Below are 17,952 nucleotides of genomic sequence, written 5' to 3'. Positions count from 1 at the left end.
GGTTCCGGGAATCGATCGTTGCCCTGCATGTCCGCCTCTTCGGTCATTCCGCACCACGTTGCCATCGTCATGGATGGCAATGGCCGCTGGGCCACGCGCCGTTTCCTGCCGCGGCTGGCGGGGCACAAGCAGGGCGTGGAGTCTCTCAAACGCTGCGCGCAGGCCTGCGTGGAGCGGGGCGTGGCCGTTCTGACGGTGTTCGCTTTCTCTTCGGAGAACTGGAACCGGCCTGCCGATGAGGTCTCGGGACTCATGGACTTGCTGGCCAAGGCGCTGTCCCGGGAAGTCCCCCAACTGCAAAAAGACGGAGTGCGCCTGCATTTCGTGGGCGAGAAAGCCGGGCTGTCGGAGAAGGTGCGGGCGGGCCTGCGCCAGGCCGAGCTGGACACCGCGCACAATACCCGCCTGGTCCTGAACGTCTGCTTCAACTATGGCGGCCGTTGGGACATCGCGCAGGCCGCTGCGGCCGTCGCGGCGCGGGGCGAGCCCATCACCGAGGCCAGCCTGCATGCGGCCATGGGCCTGGCGCACGTGCCGGATCCGGACCTGGTGATCCGCACGGGTGGAGAAATGCGCATCAGCAATTTCCTGCTGTGGCAGTCTGCCTATTCCGAGTTCTACTTCAGTGACCGGCTTTGGCCGGACTTCGACGGCAAGGCCCTGGATGAGGCCATTGCCGCCTTCAATGCCCGAGAGCGCCGTTTCGGCAAGACATCCGAGCAAATATTGGCGTCGTCACCTGCCTCGCTGCAGGTCTGAAAGGGCTTTTCCATGCTTCGACAGCGCGTCATCACTGCCATCGTCCTGCTGGCCATTTTGCTGCCTGCGCTTTTTTACCCGTCTCCGTGGCCCTTTGCCACGGTCATCCTGGTCTTGATGGCCGCGGGTGCCTGGGAGTGGGGTCGGCTTCAAGGGCTGGGCTCTGGCGCGGCCGTGGGGGTGGGGGCCGCTTGCGTCGCGCTTTGCGCGGCGAGCTGGTCAATGGGCTGGCTGCAGCAACCGCTGGCCTGGCTGTGGACCCTGGGTGGCGCCGCTTGGGTGCTTGTCGGCGCCTGGATGCTGCGCGCGGGTGTCCAGGGCTGGCCCCAGGTTCCCAAGGCCGTGCGGCTGGTCGGCGGCGTGTTCGTGCTGTGGCTGGCGTGGCTGGCCGCGGTGCAGGCGCGCATGGCGGGCATCAATTTTCTGATGTCGATCCTGGTTCTTGTCTGGGTGGCAGACATCTTTGCGTATTTCGCAGGCCGGGCTTTCGGCCTGCGCTTCACCAAGAACAAGCTGGCCCCCTCGATCAGCCCCGGCAAGAGCTGGGAAGGCGTGTGGGGCGGCATGGCCGGTGTGGTGGTTCTGGCGGTGGCCTGGGTGGTCGCCGACGCGTCCGCCAGTGCATCGGTCGCGAGTTTCTATACCCACCTGTTCGCGCGCGGCTGGTGGCTGCTGTTGCTGGGTGCCGTGTTCATGGCGGCCATGAGCGTGATGGGCGACCTGACCGAGTCCCTCGTCAAGCGCAGCATCGGCGCCAAGGACAGCAGCGGTTTGTTGCCGGGCCACGGCGGCGTGCTCGATCGCGTGGATGCGCTGTTGCCCACCTTGCCGCTGGCCATGATGTTGACCCACTTCGCTTCCGCATGAAACAACGCATCACGGTCCTGGGATCCACGGGGTCCATCGGTACCAACACCCTGGATGTGGTGGCACGTCATCCCGAGCGCTACGAGGTGTTCGCCCTGAGCGCTGCCACGCAGGTCGACGCCCTGCTGGCGCAATGTGTCCGTTTCCAGCCCCGCTTCGCCGTGATGGCCAGCGCGCCGCATGCGCGCCTGCTGGAGGAGCGGCTCGCGGCGCATGGTCTGGCAACGCGGGTCTTGCAGGGCCCGGACGCGCTGGACACCATTGCCTCCCACGAAGAGGTGGACGTGGTGATGGCCGCCATCGTCGGCGCTGCGGGCCTGGGCCCCTGCCTTGCGGCGGCCCGCGCCGGCAAGCGCCTGCTGCTCGCCAACAAGGAGGCGCTGGTGGTGGGCGGTGAGGTCTTCATGTCCGCCGTCCGGGAGGGCGGGGCCATGCTGCTGCCGATCGACAGCGAGCATTCGGCGATCTTCCAATGCCTGCCCGAAGACCCGCAGACCTGGGCCCGCCGCGTGGACCACATTCTGCTCACCGCATCCGGCGGGCCATTTCGCACCCGGGCGCCGGCCACGCTGCGCGATGTCACGCCGGAGCAGGCCTGCGCCCATCCCAATTTCTCGATGGGGCGAAAGATCTCGGTCGATTCGGCCACCATGATGAACAAGGCCCTGGAGGTCATCGAGGCGCGCTGGCTCTTCGATCTGGCGCCGGAGCAGATCAAGGTGGTGATCCATCCGCAGCAGATCATCCATTCCATGGTCCAGTTTGTGGATGCATCGGTGCTGGCGCAACTGGGAACGCCGGACATGCGCGTTCCGATCGCCTGCGGGCTGGCCTGGCCGGAGCGCATCGAGAGCGGAACGCCGCGGCTGGATTTTTCCACCCTGTCCGCGCTCACCTTCGAGGAAGCCGATGCCACCCGCTTCCCGGGGCTGCACCTGTCCTGGCAGGCGCTGCGCGCGCAAAGCGGCACCACGGCGGTGCTCAATGCCGCCAACGAGGTGGCCGTGGCCTCGTTCCTGGAGCGCCGCATCCGTTTCGATCAGATTCATCGGCTGAACCTTGCAACTCTGGAGGCGGTGACACCCTCCAACCCCGAATCGCTCGGGGCCCTGCTGGCGCTGGATGCCGAAGCACGGTCCGTCGCTCTGCGCAGTGCGCAGCGGCTGGCCGCCTGAGCCATCGCCTCCGGGCAGAAAGACACCATGTTGCTGACCGTCATTGCCTTCATCGTCGCGCTGGGCGTGCTCATCGCCGTCCATGAATACGGCCACTACCGCGTAGCGGTCGCCTGCGGCGTGAAGGTGCTTCGTTTTTCGGTGGGTTTCGGCAAGCCCCTGCTGCGCTGGCAGCCCAAGGGATCGCCCACGGAATTCGTCATCGGCGCGTTTCCCCTGGGCGGGTATGTGCGCATGCTGGACGAGCGCGAGGCTCCCGTCGATGCCCATGAGCGCCACCTGTCGTTCAATGCCAAGCCGTTGCGATCCCGCGCTGCGATCGTGGCGGCGGGTCCGGCGGCCAATCTGCTGCTCGCCGTGCTGCTGTACGCCGCAGTGAACTGGATGGGCGTGGAGGAGCCGAAGGCGGTTCTCGCCAGCCCCGTGCCCGGGTCCGTGGCCCAGAAAGCCGGCCTGCAAGGCGGCGAGCTCGTACTGGAAGCGGCCCTCGGCAACGAAGAATCCGAGCCGGTGCGATCCTTCGAGGACCTGCGCTGGCTCCTGACCCGCGGCGCGCTCGACGGCACCGACGTCCGCCTGCAGGTGCAGCCGTCGCCCGGGGCGCCGCAGCGCCAGATGGTGCTGGAACTCGCGCAATTCGATGCGCGGGAGGCGGATGCGCAGCTCTTTCGCAAGATCGGCATCGTGGGTCCGTGGACGCGGCCCGTGCTCGGCGAGGTCGTCCAGGGGGGGGGCGGCGCAACGCGCTGGATTGCGGCAGGGGGACTTGGTCGTCAGGCTCGGTGCGACGAATGTGGTGGATGGCCAGCAGTTGCGGGAGCTCATCCGTGCATCGGTCAGTGGCGGGGTGGCCGTATCCCAGCCGTGGCGCATCGAACGCGGCGGCCAGACCTTGACGCTGGATGTGCTGCCGGACTTGCACAGCGAGCCTTCCGGCCCGGTCGGCCGCGTGGGAGCGTTCGTGGGCGCTCAGCCAGAGTTCGTGACCGTGCGGCACGGGCCGCTCGAAGGATTGTGGAACGGAGTGGTGCGCACGTGGGAGGTGTCGGCCCTGACCCTGCGCATGATGGGGCGCATGGTGATCGGCGAAGCCTCGCTCAAGAACCTCAGCGGCCCGCTCACCATCGCCGATTACGCGGGCCGTTCGGCCAGCATGGGGCTCACGCAGTACCTGGTGTTTCTGGCCCTCATCAGCGTGAGTCTGGGTGTGCTGAACCTGCTTCCGCTGCCGGTTTTGGACGGTGGGCACCTGATGTATTATCTTTGGGAAGGCGTGACCGGCAAGGGCGTGTCCGACGCCTGGATGGAGCGATTGCAGCGCGGCGGCGTGGCGGTGCTTCTCCTGATGATGTCCATCGCCCTGTTCAACGATATCACCCGGCTTTTTGGCTAACCTTTTTGCCGCGCGCGTTCACCGCGCGGTACCAGTTCACTCATGAAAAAACAATTCAATCGCTTGGGCGTGCGCAAGGCTTGTGCCGTGGCCGCCATGGTTTTTGCTGCCAATGCGGCATGGGCCCTGGAGCCGTTCAAGGTGCAGGATATCCGGGTGGAGGGTTTGCAGCGCGTCGAGCCGGGCACGATCTTCGCATCGATGCCGCTGCGCGTGGGTGACGACTACAACGACGAGAAGGGCGCTGCGGCGATCCGTGCGCTGTTCGCGCTGGGCCTGTTCAAGGATGTGCGCCTGGAGGCCAGCGGCAACGTGCTCGTGGTGGTCGTGGAAGAGCGTCCCACCATCGCCGACGTGGACTTCGCCGGTGCCCGCGAATTCGACAAGGACACGCTCAAGAAAGCCATGCGCGATGTGGGCCTGACCGAAGGCCGGCCTTTCGACAAGGCGCTGGCCGACCGCGCGGAGCAGGAGCTCAAGCGCCAGTACATCAACAAGAGCCTGTACGGCGCCGAGGTCGTGACCACGGTCACCCCCATCGAGCGCAACCGCGTCAACCTCACGTTCACGGTCACCGAAGGCGAACCCGCGCGCATCAAGGAAATCCACCTGGTAGGCAACAAGGCCTTCAGCGAATCGACGCTCAAAGGACTGTTCGACCAGGACACGGGCGGCTGGCTCAGCTGGTACACCAAGTCGGACCGCTATTCCCGCACCAAGCTGAACGCCGATCTGGAAACCCTGCGTTCCTACTATCTGGCGCGCGGCTACCTCGAGTTTCGCATCGACTCCACGCAGGTGGCCATCTCCCCGGACAAGCAGGACATCACGATCACCGTCAACGTGACCGAAGGCCAGCGCTACGTGGTCTCCGGCGTGAAGATCGAAGGCAATTACCTGGACCGCGACGACGAGTTCAAGTCGCTGATCACCATTCAGCCCGGCGAGCCCTACAACGCCGACAAGGTGGCCGAAACCACCAAGGCATTCACCGACTACTTCGGCAATTTCGGCTTCGCGTTCGCGCGCGTCGAAGCGGTGCCCGAAGTGGACCGCGAGAACAACCGCGTGGCCCTGGTGCTGCGCGCCGAGCCGGCCCGCCGTGCCTACGTGCGCCGCATCAACGTGAGCGGCAACAACCGCACGCGCGACGAAGTGATCCGCCGCGAGTTCCGCCAGTACGAAGCCTCCTGGTACGACGGCGACAAGATCAAGCTGTCCCGTGACCGCGTGGACCGCCTGGGCTTCTTCACCGAAGTCAATGTGGAAACGCAGGAAGTGCCGGGCTCGGCCGATCAGGTGGACCTGGTGGTGAACGTGGCCGAAAAGCCCACCGGTTCGCTGCAGCTGGGCGCGGGCTTCTCAAGTGCGGAAAAGGTCTCGCTGTCGTTCAGCATCAAGCAAGAGAATGTGTTCGGTTCGGGCAACTACCTCGGGGTGGACGTCAACACCAGCAAATACCGCCGCACGCTGGTGTTCAGCACCACCAACCCGTACTTCACGCGGGACGGCATCTCGCGCACGCTCGATCTGTACTACCGCACTGACAAGCCGTACGAGGACCAGGGCGGCAACTACGAGCTGATCACTGCGGGTACCAGTGTGCGTTTCGGCATCCCCTTCAGCGAAACCGATACCGTGTTCTTCGGGGGCGGCCTCGAACAGACGCGGATCAAGCTGGGCACCAACATTCCCGCTGCGTACCTGTCGTATGCCACGACCTACGGCTCCAGCAGCACCGCGATTCCGCTCACGATCGGCTGGTCGCGCGATGACCGCGACAGCGCCTTGGCACCCAATTCGGGCCGCTACCAGCGCCTGAACACCGAATGGTCGGTGGCCGGCGATGCGCGCTATGTCCGCGGCAATTACCAGTTCCAGCAGTATGTGCCGCTGAACAAGAAGTTCACCATGGCCTTCAACAGCGAGTTCGGCTGGGGCAAGGGCATGAACGGCCGGCCGTTCCCGGTGTTCAAGAACTACTACTCGGGCGGCCTGGGCTCCGTGCGTGGTTTCGACCAGGGCACGCTGGGTCCACGCGACGTGACGGGTGCGTCGCTGGGCGGACCGAAGAAGGTCACGCTCAATGCCGAGTTGATCGCACCGTTCCCAGGTGCGGGCAACGACCGCACGCTGCGCGTGTTCACTTTCGTGGATGCGGGCAACGTGTATGGCGAAGATGAAAAGGTCACCCTCAGCGACATGCGTGTCTCTGCCGGCCTGGGCCTGAGCTGGATTTCTCCGCTCGGTCCGCTTCGCCTCGCTTTTGCGCAACCGGTGCGCAAGTTCGCCGGCGATAGAATCCAGAAACTGCAATTCCAGATCGGAACGTCTTTCTAATGAAATCTCTCTCCCGCCATATTCCCCTCGTTCTCTTGCTGGGCACGCTCGGTGCAGCCGTGCCTGCACAGGCGCAGGAGTTCAAGGCCGGCTTCGTCAACACCGACCGCATCTTCCGCGAGGCCAGCACCGCCAAGGCGGCCCAGGCCAAGCTGGAGCAGGAGTTCTCCCGTCGTGAGAAGGACCTCGTGGAGCAGGGCAACAGCCTGAAGTCCGCCACCGAGAAGTTCGAGCGCGAAGCGCCCACGATGGCCGAGAGCCAGCGCACGGCCCGCCAGCGCCAGCTGGTCGACCAGGACCGCGACTTCCAGCGCAAGCGCCGTGAGTTCCAGGAAGACCTGGGCGCCCGCAAGAACGAAGAGCTGGGCCAGGTGCTGGAACGCGCCAACAAGGTCGTCAAGCAGGTCGCCGAGGCCGAGAAGTACGACGTGATCCTTCAGGAAGCCGTCTACATCAACCCCAAGCACGACATCACCGACAAAGTGATCAAGGCACTGAATGCCGCTGCTGCCACGCCCGCCAAGTGATGGCCGTCGGCTGACGGGGCGCGCGGCGTGAGCCTCTCTCTGGGGCAGATCGTCGATGCGCTGGGCGGCACGCTGGAGGGGGGCGAGAGGGACGGAGAGATCCACCGCATCGCTCCCCTGGAGTCTGCAGGTCCCGGTGACCTGGCTTTTTTAAGCCATCCGCGCTACCAGCAGCAACTGGCCGCCTCCCGGGCGGCCTGTGTCATTGTGGCGCCATCGATGCGCGAGGCCGGGCTGGCCCGGGGGCCGTGCATCGTCGCGGACGAGCCGTACGTGTATTTCGCGCGTGCCACGCAGCTGTGGAAGCGCGCGCACGCCGTGGCGGTGCCGCAGGGCATCCATCCCAGCGCGGTGGTGGACCCGGACGCCACGGTGCATTCCACGGCCTTCATCGGCCCGCTGTGCGTGGTGGAGCGCGGTGCGCGCGTGGGTGCAGGCACGGTGCTCAAATCGCGGGTGACGCTGGGCGAGGACTGCCACATCGGCGATCGCTGCATCGTGCATGCCGGCGTGGTGATCGGGGCCGACGGCTTCGGCTTCGCGCCGCAGGGCGGCGAGTGGATCAAGATCGAGCAGCTGGGGGCCGTGCACATCGGCAACGACGTCGAGATCGGCGCCAACACCTGCATCGACCGCGGCGCACTGGAAAACACGGTCATCGAAGATGGCGTGAAGCTCGACAACCTCATCCAGATTGGCCACAACGTGCGCATCGGCCGGCATTCCGCCATGGCGGGGTGCGTGGGGGTGGCGGGCAGCGCGACCATCGGCGCGCATTGCACGGTGGGGGGCGGAGGCATCGTGCTGGGGCATCTCGAATTGGCCGACCACGTGCACGTGTCGGCGGCCACGGTGGTCACGCGATCGCTGACCCGGCCGGGTCAATACACCGGCATGTTCCCCATCGACGAAAATGCGAAGTGGGAAAAAAACGCGGCCACGCTCAAGCAGCTTCACAGCCTGCGCGAACGGATCAAGGCCCTCGAACAAACTCGAAAAGACGGTTAGACCGCATCTTCCAATGATGGATATCCACCAAATTCTCAAGCTCTTGCCGCACCGCTATCCGTTTCTGCTGGTGGACCGCGTGGTCGAACTCGAAAGGGGCAAGCGCATCCAGGCGCTCAAGAACGTCACGATCAACGAGCCTTTCTTCACGGGGCATTTCCCGAGCCGGCCCGTGATGCCTGGCGTGCTCATGCTCGAAGCCCTGGCGCAGGCCGCGGGCCTGCTGTCGTTCGACATGATGGGCGAGGCGCCCGGCGACGACAAGGTGTTCTATTTCGTCGGCATCGACGGTGCGCGTTTCAAGCGCCCCGTGGAGCCGGGCGACCAGCTCATCCTGGAAGTGGATCTGGACCGTATCAAGGGCGGCATCTACAAGTTCAAGGGCCTTGCACGCGTGGGCGACAGCGTGGCCTGCGAGGCCGAGATCATGTGCACCATGCGCACCGTGGGCTGACGCTGCGAGGGCAGGGCGGCACGTGACCAGCAGCATCCACTCCACAGCCATCGTCGACCCCGCAGCGCGGATCGACGCCTCCGCGGCCATCGGCCCCTATGCGGTGATCGGCCCGCACGTGACGATCGGTGCGCGCACCTCGGTGGGCGCGCACTGCGTCATCGAAGGGCGCACCACGATCGGCGAAGACAACCGGATCTTCCAGTTCGCCTCCCTGGGTGCCGCGCCGCAGGACAAGAAGTACGCCGGCGAGCCCACCGAGCTGCGCATCGGCGACCGCAACACGATCCGAGAGTTCTGCACGTTCAACACCGGCACGGCGCAGGACCGGGGCGTGACCACGATCGGCAACGACAACTGGGTGATGGCCTACGTGCACATCGCCCACGACTGCGTGGTCGGCCACCACACCGTGCTGGCCAACAACGCCACGCTGGCCGGCCATGTGCACGTGGGTGACCACGCCATCATCGGCGGCCTCACGGGCGTACACCAGTTCACCAAGGTGGGCGCGCACGTCATGGCCGGGTTCGCGAGCCACATCTCGCAGGACGTGCCCCCCTTCATGATGGTGGACGGCAACCCGCTGTCCGTGCGCGGGTTGAACCTTGAAGGCCTGCGCCGGCGCGGGTTCTCGGCCGACCGGCTCGCCGCGATCAAGCAGGCGCACCGCTTGCTGTATCGCCAGGGCCTCACGCTGGACGCGGCACGGCAGGCGATCGCCGAACTGCCGTCGGTCCACGGCGAGGCCGCGCCCGACATCGCGCTGCTGCTGGATTTCATCGCCAACTCCTCGCGCGGCATCGCGCGCTGACGGCGATGGCGCCTTCCCTCCAACCGGCACCGCGCATCGCGATGGTGGCAGGCGAAACCTCTGGCGATCTGCTGGCGGGCCTGCTGCTCGACGGCCTGCAGGCACAGTGGCCGGGCGTGGTGGGGCAGGGCATCGGCGGGCCGCAGATGCAGCGGCGGGGCTTCACCGCCTGGTGGCCCAGCGAGCGCCTGGCCGTGCACGGCTACAGCGTCGAGCTGCTGCGCCGGCTTTGGGGCATCGTGCAGATCCGCAAGCAATTGAGGCGGCGGCTGCTCTCGGACCCGCCGCAGGTCTTCATCGGCGTGGATGCGCCCGATTTCAACCTGGGACTCGAATCCGACCTGCGTGCGGCCGGCATCAAGACGGTGCACTTCGTGTGCCCTTCGATCTGGGCCTGGCGTGCCGAACGCATCGACAAAATCAAGCGCAGCGCCGACCACGTGCTGTGCATCTTCCCGTTCGAGCCCGCGCTCCTGGCCCGCCACGGCATTGCGGCCACTTACGTCGGCCATCCGCTGGCGAATGTGATTCCCATGCAGCCGGACCGCGAGGCGGCGCGTGCCCGGCTTGGGCTGGCCCGCGGCGACGAGGTGTTGGCCATCCTGCCGGGCAGCCGTTCGGCCGAGGTGGACTACATCGCCACGCCGTTCCTGCGGGCGGCTGCCTTGCTGCGCCAGGCGCGCCCGGCGCTGCGCATGGTCATCCCGGCTGTGCCGGCGCTGCGTGAGCGCATCGAGCAGGTGGTGCGCGAATGCGGCATGGCCGAGGCCGTGCAGGTCGTCGAAGGCCAGTCGCACACCGTGCTGGCGGCCTGCGACTGCACGCTGATCGCCAGCGGCACGGCCACCCTGGAGGCGGCCCTGTTCAAGCGGCCCATGGTGATCGGCTACCACATGCACCCCATCAGCTGGCGCCTCATGCGGCGCAAGCAGCTGCAGCCGTGGGTGGGTCTGCCCAACATCCTTTGCGGCGAATTCGTCGTGCCCGAGCTGATCCAGGACGCCGCCACCCCCGAGGCGCTGGCCGCGGCCGTGACGCAGTGGCTCGACGCGCCTACGCAATCTCCCGACACGCTGGCGGCGCTGGAGCAGCGCTTTACCGCGCTGCACGAAACCCTGCGCCGCGACACCCCCCGATTGGCCGCCGATGCGATCCAGAAAATCCTTGCCGTCTGAGCAGGCGGCCCTGCCGTGGCATCCCCCGGGCCTGGTGGCCGGGGTGGACGAAGCCGGGCGCGGGCCGCTGGCCGGCCCGGTGGTGGCCGCCGCCGTGATCCTTGACGACCAGAATCCGATCGCCGGGTTGGCCGATTCCAAGACATTGACCGCCGCGCGCCGCGAAGCGCTGTACGACGAGATCCGCGCCAAGGCCCTGTGCTGCGCGGTGGCCGAGGCCAGCGTGCAAGAGATCGACACCATCAACATCCTGCAGGCGACCATGCTGGCCATGCAGCGCGCGGTGCAGGGGCTGCGCCTGAAGCCCGTGCGTGTGCTGGTGGATGGCAACCGGCTGCCCGTGCTGGAAGTGCCCGCGGACGCCATCGTCAAGGGCGATGCGCTGGTGCAGGCCATTTCTGCGGCGTCGATCCTGGCCAAGGTCACGCGGGACCGCTGGTGCGCGCAATTGCACCTGGAATATCCCCAATACGGCTTTGCCGGCCACAAGGGATATGGGACGGCCGAGCACATGGCGGCGCTGCAGCAGCATGGCGCTTGCCCGCACCACCGCCGCTCGTTTTCGCCCGTGGCCGCGGCCCTCGTGCGGGGCAACGCGGCGGTGCTCCCGCTGCCTGCGGTGCCTACCGTGGATGGGGCGCACGCGTTGCCAGCGCCGCAGGGCCTGGTGCAGTCGGAGTGGCAACCGGCATGACCTCGGACAACGTCACCTTCGTTCAGTCGCGCGGCAACGCGTTCGTCAAGGACCTGCGGCGCCTGGCGCAGGACAGCAGCGCTTACCGCAAGCAGGGCCGGGTATGGCTGGAAGGCGACCACCTGTGCCGTGCGGCGCTGGCCCGGGGGCTGCAGCCGGCGGTGGCCGTGTATGCGGAGTCTTTTTGGCCTGAAGCACAAGAAAGCTACTGGCATGCTGCTATCAAAAACATAGTGATTGCCGATCCCCTTTGGGCGGAAGTCAGCGGCCTCGAATCCCCGGCGCACATGGGCTTCGTGCTGGAGATGCCTGCAGCCGCCGCCTTGGTGCCCGGCGTGTCCACCGTGGTGATCGACCGCCTGCAGGACGCCGGCAATGTGGGGTCCATCCTGCGCAGTGCATCGGCATTCGGTTTCGGACAGATCGCGGCCATCAAGGGCACGGCGGCGCTGTGGAGCGCCAAGGTGCTTCGGGCCGGCATGGGGGCCCATTTCGGCCTGCGGCTGGTGGAGGGGCTCGATGCGACGGACATCGATGCGCTCGGCCTGCCCCTGCTGGCGACCAGTTCGCACGGCGGCGAATTCCTGCACCGGGCGCAACTGCCCTGGCCTTGCGGCTGGGTCATGGGGCATGAAGGGCAGGGCGTGTCACCGGCGTTGCAGGAGCGCGCGAGCCGCCTGATCCGCATTGCCCAGCCGGGCGGGGAGGAATCGTTGAATGTGGGTGCGGCGGCCGCGATCTGCCTGCATGCGAGCGCTGCGGCGGCGGAGATGGGCCGCACCTGACGGCTCGGCCCGCAGGCTTTCAGCGATGCGGGCAGACCTTGGTCAGGGCGGTCAGAGAGGGCGGTAAGCGCATCGCAGCGCCGACCCTGCGTTTCGCGGCAAGGCCGCCCTGAGGGAGGGCCACCCGCCAGGGTCGTCAGGCCATTGCTTCTTCACCCGCCATCAGCTCTTCCTTGCGGGCTTCGAGCGTTTCGCGCATGGCCACGAGGTCGAGCTTGCGGGCGGCACGTGCCTTCGGAAAGATCTCGTTGCGCTCTTCCTTCACGTGGTGGTCGATGTACTCGCCCAGCACGGTCACCTTGGCATCGAACATTTCATCGGCGGCGCTGGCGGCCTCGATCTGCGCGATCAGGTCCTTGGCGCTGGCGTGCTCCACTTCGGCTTCGGCGAGGAGGTCGGTGTCCTTGATGGCATCGCGCAGGGCGGGGTAGAAGATCTCTTCTTCGATCTGCGCATGCACGGTCAACTCGCGGCAGATCTGGCGCGCCAGTTCGAACCGCTGGGTGGCGGCCGCCTTGGAGCGGGACTCCATCAGCGATTCGTATTCCTTGAACATTTTCTTGACGGCGCGATGGTCCGCATCGAGCAGGGAGCAGGCGTCTCGGGGTGCACGGGTGGTGGTCATGGGATTTCCTTGTCGATGGTGTGTGTGGGGAAGGCCATGCTGCACGGGTGGTCTACCCCCTGCCGTAGGACGCCAAGCCACGGGCCTGCGCGGGTTCGCCTTCGGCCGACAGGCCGTTGGGGCAGGGCCATGGGCCCCATCGATCATTGGATTGGCTGCGAGGATCGTGCTGGCAACGCACGTTGGTCGCCGCCGCTCAGCCGCTCGATGCCGGGATGCTGTGCAGCGCCGGCACACGCAATGCAAGGCCTAAAAGAAAAACCCCTGACTCTTGCGAATCAGGGGTTTCCATTTGGTGCCGGAGAGATGAATCGAACACCCGACCTTCTCATTACGAATGAGCTGCTCTACCGACTGAGCTACACCGGCGAAGACTCGAATTATATATCGGAATGGTAGCGTGTCACGCGTTCCACTTCATTTTTTGAGCCCAGGACCACGCTGACGCGCTCGTGCAACTGCGTGGGCTGGATGTCCAGGATGCGCTGCTTGCCGTTGGTGGCGGCGCCGCCGGCCTGCTCGACGAGCCAGCTCATGGGATTGGCCTCGTACATCAGGCGCAGCTTGCCGGGCTTGTTGGGTTCGCGCTTGTCCCAGGGGTACAGGAACACGCCGCCGCGCGTGAGGATGCGGTGCACGTCGGCCACCATGCTGGCGATCCAGCGCATGTTGAAGTCCTTGCCGCGCGGGCCTTCGGTGCCGGCCAGGCATTCGTCGATGTAGCGCTTGACCGGGGTGTCCCAGTGGCGCATGTTGCTCATGTTGATGGCGAATTCCTTGGTGTCCTCGGGAATGCGCACGTTCTCTTCCACCAGCACGAACGAGCCCTGCTCGCGGTCCAGCGTGAACATGGCGACGCCGTCGCCCACGGTCAGCACCAGCGTGGTCTGGGGGCCGTAGATGCAGTAGCCCGCGGCCACCTGCTGGGTGCCGGCCTGCAGGAAGTCCTCGGTCATGACGCCGGGGTGGCCTTCGGGCTTTTTCAGCACGCTGAAGATGGTGCCGATGCTCACGTTCACGTCGATGTTGGAGGAGCCGTCGAGCGGATCGAACAGCAGCAGGTACTCGCCCTGCGGATAGCGGTTGGGCACCACATAGATGCTGTCCATCTCTTCGGACGCCATGGCCGCGAGGTGGCCGCCCCATTCGTTGGCTTCGATGAGCACTTCGTTGGCGATGATGTCCAGCTTCTTCTGGATCTCGCCCTGCACGTTCTCGCTGGCGGCCGTGCCCAGCACGCCGCCCAGCGCGCCCTTGTTCACGGCGTGGCTGATGCTCTTGCAGGCCCGGGCGACCACTTCGAGCAGCAGGCGCAGCTGCGAGGGGATGAGGCCGTCCACCCGCTGCTGTTCGACGAGGTAGCGGGTGAGGCTGATGGTTTTTGCCATGGAGGGGGTTTCCTATTTTTTGGACGTGATCAGTCGGCCAGCGCGCGGGTGACCACCTCGCGCACATCGTTGGACAGGTCGGGCTTGGCCGCCACGCGGGCGATGGCGTCGCGCGCCGCGCCGCGGTAGGGATCGGCCAGCTTCTTCCAGCGGTCGAGTGCCCGGGCGAGCCGCGCCGCCACCTGCGGGTTGAGCGTGTCCAGCTCCAGCACCCGGTCGGCCCAGAACTGGTAGCCCGCGCCGTCCAGCCGGTGAAAGCCCCCGGGGTTGGCGCTGCAGTAGCTGAAGATCACGCTGCGTGCGCGGTTCGGGTTCTTGAGGCTGAAGTCCGCGTGTTTCATGAGCTGCTGCACGGCGGCCAGCACCTGCCCGCCGCGGTCGGGCGCGCCCGCCTGCAGCGAGAACCATTTGTCCAGCACCAGGGCCTCGTCCTTGAACAGGGCGTGAAAGCGCGCGAGCGCCGGCTCGGCCAGGGCATGGCCGCTGTACACCAGCGCCGTGAGGGCGTTGAAGCGGTCGGTCATGTTGCCGGCGTCCTTGAAGCGCTGGTACGCCTTGCCCGGCCACACGCTGTCGCCCGTGGTGCGGGCCGCCAGGCACAGCATGGACAGCGCCAGGCCCGACAGCGCGCGGCGGCCGGCCGAGATCGCATCGGGGCGGTAGGCGCCCGTGTCGTGGTGCTGCGCCCAGATGGCTTCCCACTCCGGCTGCAGCGCGACGGCGAGCTGCGCGCGCATTGCTTCGCGCACGGCGTGCACACGCTGCGGGTCCACCACGTCCAGGTGCTCGGCGATGTAGCCCTCGGAGGGCAGGCTGAGCACCAGTTCCTTGAAGGCCGCGTCCAGCGCGGGGTGGCGCAGCACGCCGCGCATGGCCTCCACGAAGCTGTCGGGCACGATCTGTTGCTCAATAGGTGTGCCTGCCGGCGGATTGATTGCCTCGTCCGCTATTGTTTTAATAGCGATGCGCAGGGCCAGGCGCTGGCCGGCCTCCCAGCGGTTGAAGGCGTCGGTGTCGTGCGCCAGCAGGGCGAGCAGCTCGGCATCGCTGTAGTCGATGTCCAGCACCACCGGGGCGCTGAACCCGCGCAGCAGCGACGGCACGGGCTGGGAGCCCACGTTCACGAAGGTGAACGCATGGGTGGCCTCGGTCAGCACCACGGTGCGGTCCGCGCCGCCCGCGGCGGCCTCGCCCTCCAGTTGCAGCGGCAGTGCGCTGCCGTCCGCGCCCAGCAGGCCCAGGGCCACCGGGATCACGGCGGGCTCCTTGAGCGGCTGGCCGGGCGTGGGCGCGAGGCTTTGCGACAGCGTGAGCGTGTAGGTGCGCGCGGCGGCGTCGTACACGCCCGTGGCCTGCACGCGCGGCGTGCCGGCCTGCGAATACCAGCGCTTGAACTGCGGCAGCAGGCGGGCCAGGTCGCTGTCCGGGTTGGCATCGGCGATGGCCTGCGCGAAATCGTCGCAGGTGACCGCCTGCCCGTCGTGGCGCTCGAAGTACAGCTTCATGCCGCGCGCGAAGCCTTCGCGGCCCACCAGCGTGTGCATCATGCGCACGACCTCGGCACCCTTTTCGTAGATGGTGACGGTGTAGAAGTTGTTGATCTCGACGTAGCTGTCGGGCCGCACCGGGTGCGCCATGGGGCCGGCGTCTTCCGGGAACTGCGCGGTGCGCAGCACGCGCACGTCCTCGATGCGCTTGACGGCGCGGGCCGAGGGGCTGCCCGACAGGTCCTGGCTGAACTCCTGGTCCCGAAAGACCGTGAGGCCTTCCTTGAGCGACAGCTGGAACCAGTCGCGGCAGGTGACGCGGTTGCCGGTCCAGTTGTGGAAGTACTCGTGGCCCACCACGCTTTCGATGTTGCCGAAATCCACATCGGTCGCCGTGGCTTGGCTGGCCAGCACGTACTTCGTGTTGAAGATGTTCAGGCCCTTGTTCTCCATCGCGCCCATGTTGAAGTCGCTGGTGGCGACGATCATGAAGCGCTCCAGATCCAGCGGCAGGCCGAAGCGCGCCTCGTCCCAGGCCACGCTGGCCATGAGGGAGTTCATGGCGTGCTCGGTCTTCTCCAGGTCGCCCGGGCGCACGTACACCTGCAGCAGGTGGTCGGCGCCGGAGCGCGAGCGGATGCGCTGCTCGCGCGCCACGAGCTTGCCGGCCACCAGCGCGAACAGGTAGCAGGGCTTCTTGTGCGGGTCCTGCCACTTGGCGAAATGGCGCGCGCCGTTGGGGCCGTCGTCCAGCGGGCCGTGGTCGATCAGGTTGCCGTTGGACAGCAGCACCGGGTAGGCGGCCTTGTCGGCGCGCAGCAGCACGGTGAAGCTGGCCATCACGTCCGGCCGGTCCAGGAAGTAGGTGATGCGCCGAAAGCCCTCGGCCTCGCACTGGGTGAAGAAGGTGCCCTGGCTCACGTACAGGCCCGACAGCTGCGTGTTCTTGGTCGGAGAGCAGGTGGTGAAGATCTCCAGGTCGAAGGGCTCGTGGCCCTCCGGCAGGTTCTCCAGCACCAGCTGGCCGCCTTCCATCTTGAACGAGGTGCCCGCGCCGTTGACCAGCACGCGCGCCAGGTTCAGCTCGTCGCCATCGAGCCGCAGCGCGCCCGCGGGCACGTCTGCGTTGCGGCGCAGCCGCATCTTGTTGAGCACCCGGGTCTTGGCCGGGTCCAGGTCGAACGTGAGGTCCACCGTGTCGATCCAGAACGCGGGGGCGGTGTAGTCGGCACGGTGGATGGCCGTGGCGTGTCCTTCTCTCATCATGGCTTGGGGCTTTCCGGGCGCGTTACACGCCCTGCTTGAGGGAGGCTTCGATGAAGGCGTCGAGATCGCCGTCCAGCACCTTCTGGGTGGCGGAGATTTCGACGTTGGTGCGCAGGTCCTTGATGCGGCTGTTGTCCAGCACGTAGCTGCGGATCTGGTGGCCCCAGCCGACATCGGTCTTGGTGTCTTCCAGCTTTTGCTGCTCTTCCTGGCGCTTGCGCATCTCGAAGTCGTACAGGCGCGAGCGCAGGCGCTGCCATGCCACGTCGCGGTTGCTGTGCTGGCTGCGGCCATCCTGGCACTGAACGACGATGCCGGTTGGAATGTGCGTCAAACGCACGGCCGAATCGGTCTTGTTGATGTGCTGGCCGCCGGCGCCGCTGGCGCGGAAGGTGTCGGTGCGCACATCGGCCGGGTTGATGTCGATCTGGATCGAGTCGTCGATCTCCGGATAGACGAACAGGCTGGCGAAGCTGGTGTGGCGCCCGCCGGACGAGTCGAACGGGCTCTTGCGCACCAGCCGGTGCACGCCGGTCTCGGTGCGCAGCAGGCCGTAGGCGTATTCGCCCTCGATCTTGATCGTGGCGCTCTTGATGCCGGCCACGTCGCCCGGGGTTTCGTCTTCCACCGTGGTCTTGAAGCCCTTGCGCTCGGCGTACTTGAGGTACTGGCGCAGCAGCATGCCCGCCCAGTCGCAGGCCTCGGTGCCGCCGGCGCCGGCCTGGATGTCCACGAAGCAGTTGAGCGGATCGGCCTCGTTGCTGAACATGCGGCGGAACTCGAGCATCTCGATCTCGGGCTTGAGCTTGGCGGTTTCGGCCTCGATGGTCATCAGGCCGTCGTCGTCGCCTTCTTCCTTGCTCATGTCGAAGAGCTCGGTGTTGTCGGCCAGTTCGCGCGTGAGCCGCTCCAGCGTGAGCACCACGCCGTCCAGGCTCTTCTTTTCCTTGCCCAGCTCCTGGGCCTTCTTGGGGTCGTTCCAGACCGTGGGGTCTTCCAGCGAGGCGTTTACCGTGCGCAGGCGTTCGAATTTGGCATCGAAGTCAAAGATACCTCCGTAACTCTTGCGTGCGCACGGTCAGGTCGGAGAGGGTGTTGCCGATGAGGTTGATGCGTTCTGCGTCCATGGTGCGTGTCCTGAGTGTTCGGTGGAATAACCGGCGATTTTCTCACGCGATGCGCCGCACGCCCCCAA

At 66.6% G+C, this 17,952-nt stretch carries 15 protein-coding genes, 1 tRNA gene and 1 pseudogene; 12 read left to right on the top strand and 5 right to left on the bottom strand.

All coding sequences use genetic code 11. The features are described 5' to 3' along the window. The first annotated feature begins 27 nt into the window (after positions 1–27). From uppS to AC27IO_RS03760, 12 genes and pseudogenes are all read left to right on the top strand, one after another. Complete coding sequence (gene uppS, locus AC27IO_RS03815; RefSeq protein ID WP_284431490.1) at positions 28–759, top strand: polyprenyl diphosphate synthase; 732 nt, start codon at positions 28–30, stop codon at positions 757–759. A gap of 12 nt (positions 760–771) precedes the next feature. Next, positions 772–1,626 carry a phosphatidate cytidylyltransferase gene (locus AC27IO_RS03810; RefSeq protein ID WP_317358394.1) on the top strand — a complete coding sequence of 285 codons (855 nt, stop codon included), beginning with the start codon at positions 772–774 and terminating at the stop codon, positions 1,624–1,626. After that, positions 1,623–2,801 (top strand): 1-deoxy-D-xylulose-5-phosphate reductoisomerase, encoded by a 1,179-nt coding sequence (ispC, locus tag AC27IO_RS03805; RefSeq protein WP_284431492.1) that lies wholly within the window; start codon positions 1,623–1,625, stop codon positions 2,799–2,801. The genes AC27IO_RS03810 and ispC overlap by 4 nt, the downstream gene beginning before the upstream one ends. Before the next feature lie 27 nt (positions 2,802–2,828). Continuing rightward, positions 2,829–4,194, top strand: a pseudogene (gene rseP / locus AC27IO_RS03800) (RIP metalloprotease RseP). Between the two features lie 42 nt (positions 4,195–4,236). After that, on the top strand, positions 4,237–6,534 hold the full coding sequence (bamA, locus tag AC27IO_RS03795) for an outer membrane protein assembly factor BamA (RefSeq protein WP_272568493.1): 2,298 nt from the start codon (positions 4,237–4,239) through the stop codon (positions 6,532–6,534). After that, positions 6,534–7,061, top strand: coding sequence for an OmpH/Skp family outer membrane protein (locus tag AC27IO_RS03790; protein ID WP_272568495.1), 528 nt, complete (start codon positions 6,534–6,536; stop codon positions 7,059–7,061). The genes bamA and AC27IO_RS03790 overlap by 1 nt, the downstream gene beginning before the upstream one ends. Positions 7,062–7,088: 27 nt before the next feature. Then, positions 7,089–8,069: a UDP-3-O-(3-hydroxymyristoyl)glucosamine N-acyltransferase gene (lpxD, locus tag AC27IO_RS03785; RefSeq protein ID WP_284431493.1), complete on the top strand. Its 981-nt coding sequence runs from the start codon at positions 7,089–7,091 to the stop codon at positions 8,067–8,069. Positions 8,070–8,082: 13 nt separating this feature from the next. After that, a complete protein-coding gene (gene fabZ, locus AC27IO_RS03780) occupies positions 8,083–8,523 on the top strand; it encodes a 3-hydroxyacyl-ACP dehydratase FabZ (RefSeq protein ID WP_092744676.1) in 441 nt (146 codons plus the stop codon). Positions 8,524–8,545: 22 nt separating this feature from the next. After that, positions 8,546–9,337 carry an acyl-ACP--UDP-N-acetylglucosamine O-acyltransferase gene (gene lpxA / locus AC27IO_RS03775; RefSeq protein ID WP_284411994.1) on the top strand — a complete coding sequence of 264 codons (792 nt, stop codon included), beginning with the start codon at positions 8,546–8,548 and terminating at the stop codon, positions 9,335–9,337. Between the two features lie 5 nt (positions 9,338–9,342). Further along, positions 9,343–10,512: a lipid-A-disaccharide synthase gene (gene lpxB / locus AC27IO_RS03770; RefSeq protein WP_498737385.1), complete on the top strand. Its 1,170-nt coding sequence runs from the start codon at positions 9,343–9,345 to the stop codon at positions 10,510–10,512. Further along, positions 10,484–11,206, top strand: a complete 723-nt coding sequence (gene rnhB, locus AC27IO_RS03765) for a ribonuclease HII (RefSeq protein ID WP_498737384.1) — start codon at positions 10,484–10,486, stop codon at positions 11,204–11,206. The genes lpxB and rnhB overlap by 29 nt, the downstream gene beginning before the upstream one ends. Then, positions 11,203–11,991 carry a TrmH family RNA methyltransferase gene (locus tag AC27IO_RS03760; protein WP_498737383.1) on the top strand — a complete coding sequence of 263 codons (789 nt, stop codon included), beginning with the start codon at positions 11,203–11,205 and terminating at the stop codon, positions 11,989–11,991. Before rnhB ends, AC27IO_RS03760 begins: the two co-directional genes overlap by 4 nt. A 136-nt stretch (positions 11,992–12,127) precedes the next feature. On the opposite strand, the gene AC27IO_RS03755 is transcribed toward AC27IO_RS03760, so the two are convergent. The 5 genes from AC27IO_RS03755 to prfB all read right to left on the bottom strand — a co-directional run bounded on the left by AC27IO_RS03755 (position 12,128) and on the right by prfB (position 17,884). Further along, entirely contained in the window at positions 12,128–12,616 is a 489-nt protein-coding gene (locus AC27IO_RS03755) for a hemerythrin domain-containing protein (protein ID WP_284431497.1), read from the bottom strand. A 293-nt stretch (positions 12,617–12,909) separates the two neighbouring features. Then, positions 12,910–12,985, bottom strand: a tRNA-Thr gene (locus AC27IO_RS03750). Positions 12,986–12,996: 11 nt separating this feature from the next. Further along, positions 12,997–14,004 carry a class 1 fructose-bisphosphatase gene (locus AC27IO_RS03745; protein WP_272568522.1) on the bottom strand — a complete coding sequence of 336 codons (1,008 nt, stop codon included), beginning with the start codon at positions 14,002–14,004 and terminating at the stop codon, positions 12,997–12,999. A 29-nt stretch (positions 14,005–14,033) separates the two neighbouring features. Beyond that, the gene (gene pepN / locus AC27IO_RS03740) at positions 14,034–16,754 is read right to left on the bottom strand and encodes an aminopeptidase N (protein ID WP_498737397.1); all 2,721 of its coding nucleotides are present in this window, start codon (positions 16,752–16,754) and stop codon (positions 14,034–14,036) included. Between the two features lie 25 nt (positions 16,755–16,779). Continuing rightward, positions 16,780–17,884 (bottom strand): peptide chain release factor 2 gene (gene prfB, locus AC27IO_RS03735; protein ID WP_272552141.1). Its coding sequence is split into 2 segments (ribosomal slippage): positions 16,780–17,802 and positions 17,804–17,884, totalling 1,104 coding nucleotides; the frame shifts between segments, so codons are not numbered across the junction. Positions 17,885–17,952: the final 68 nt, after the last annotated feature.

It is taken from the genome of Acidovorax sp. KNOB132, from assembly GCF_057541515.1.
Note: the sequence above shows the minus strand (reverse complement) of the source record. Positions and strands in the feature narration are given on the sequence as shown.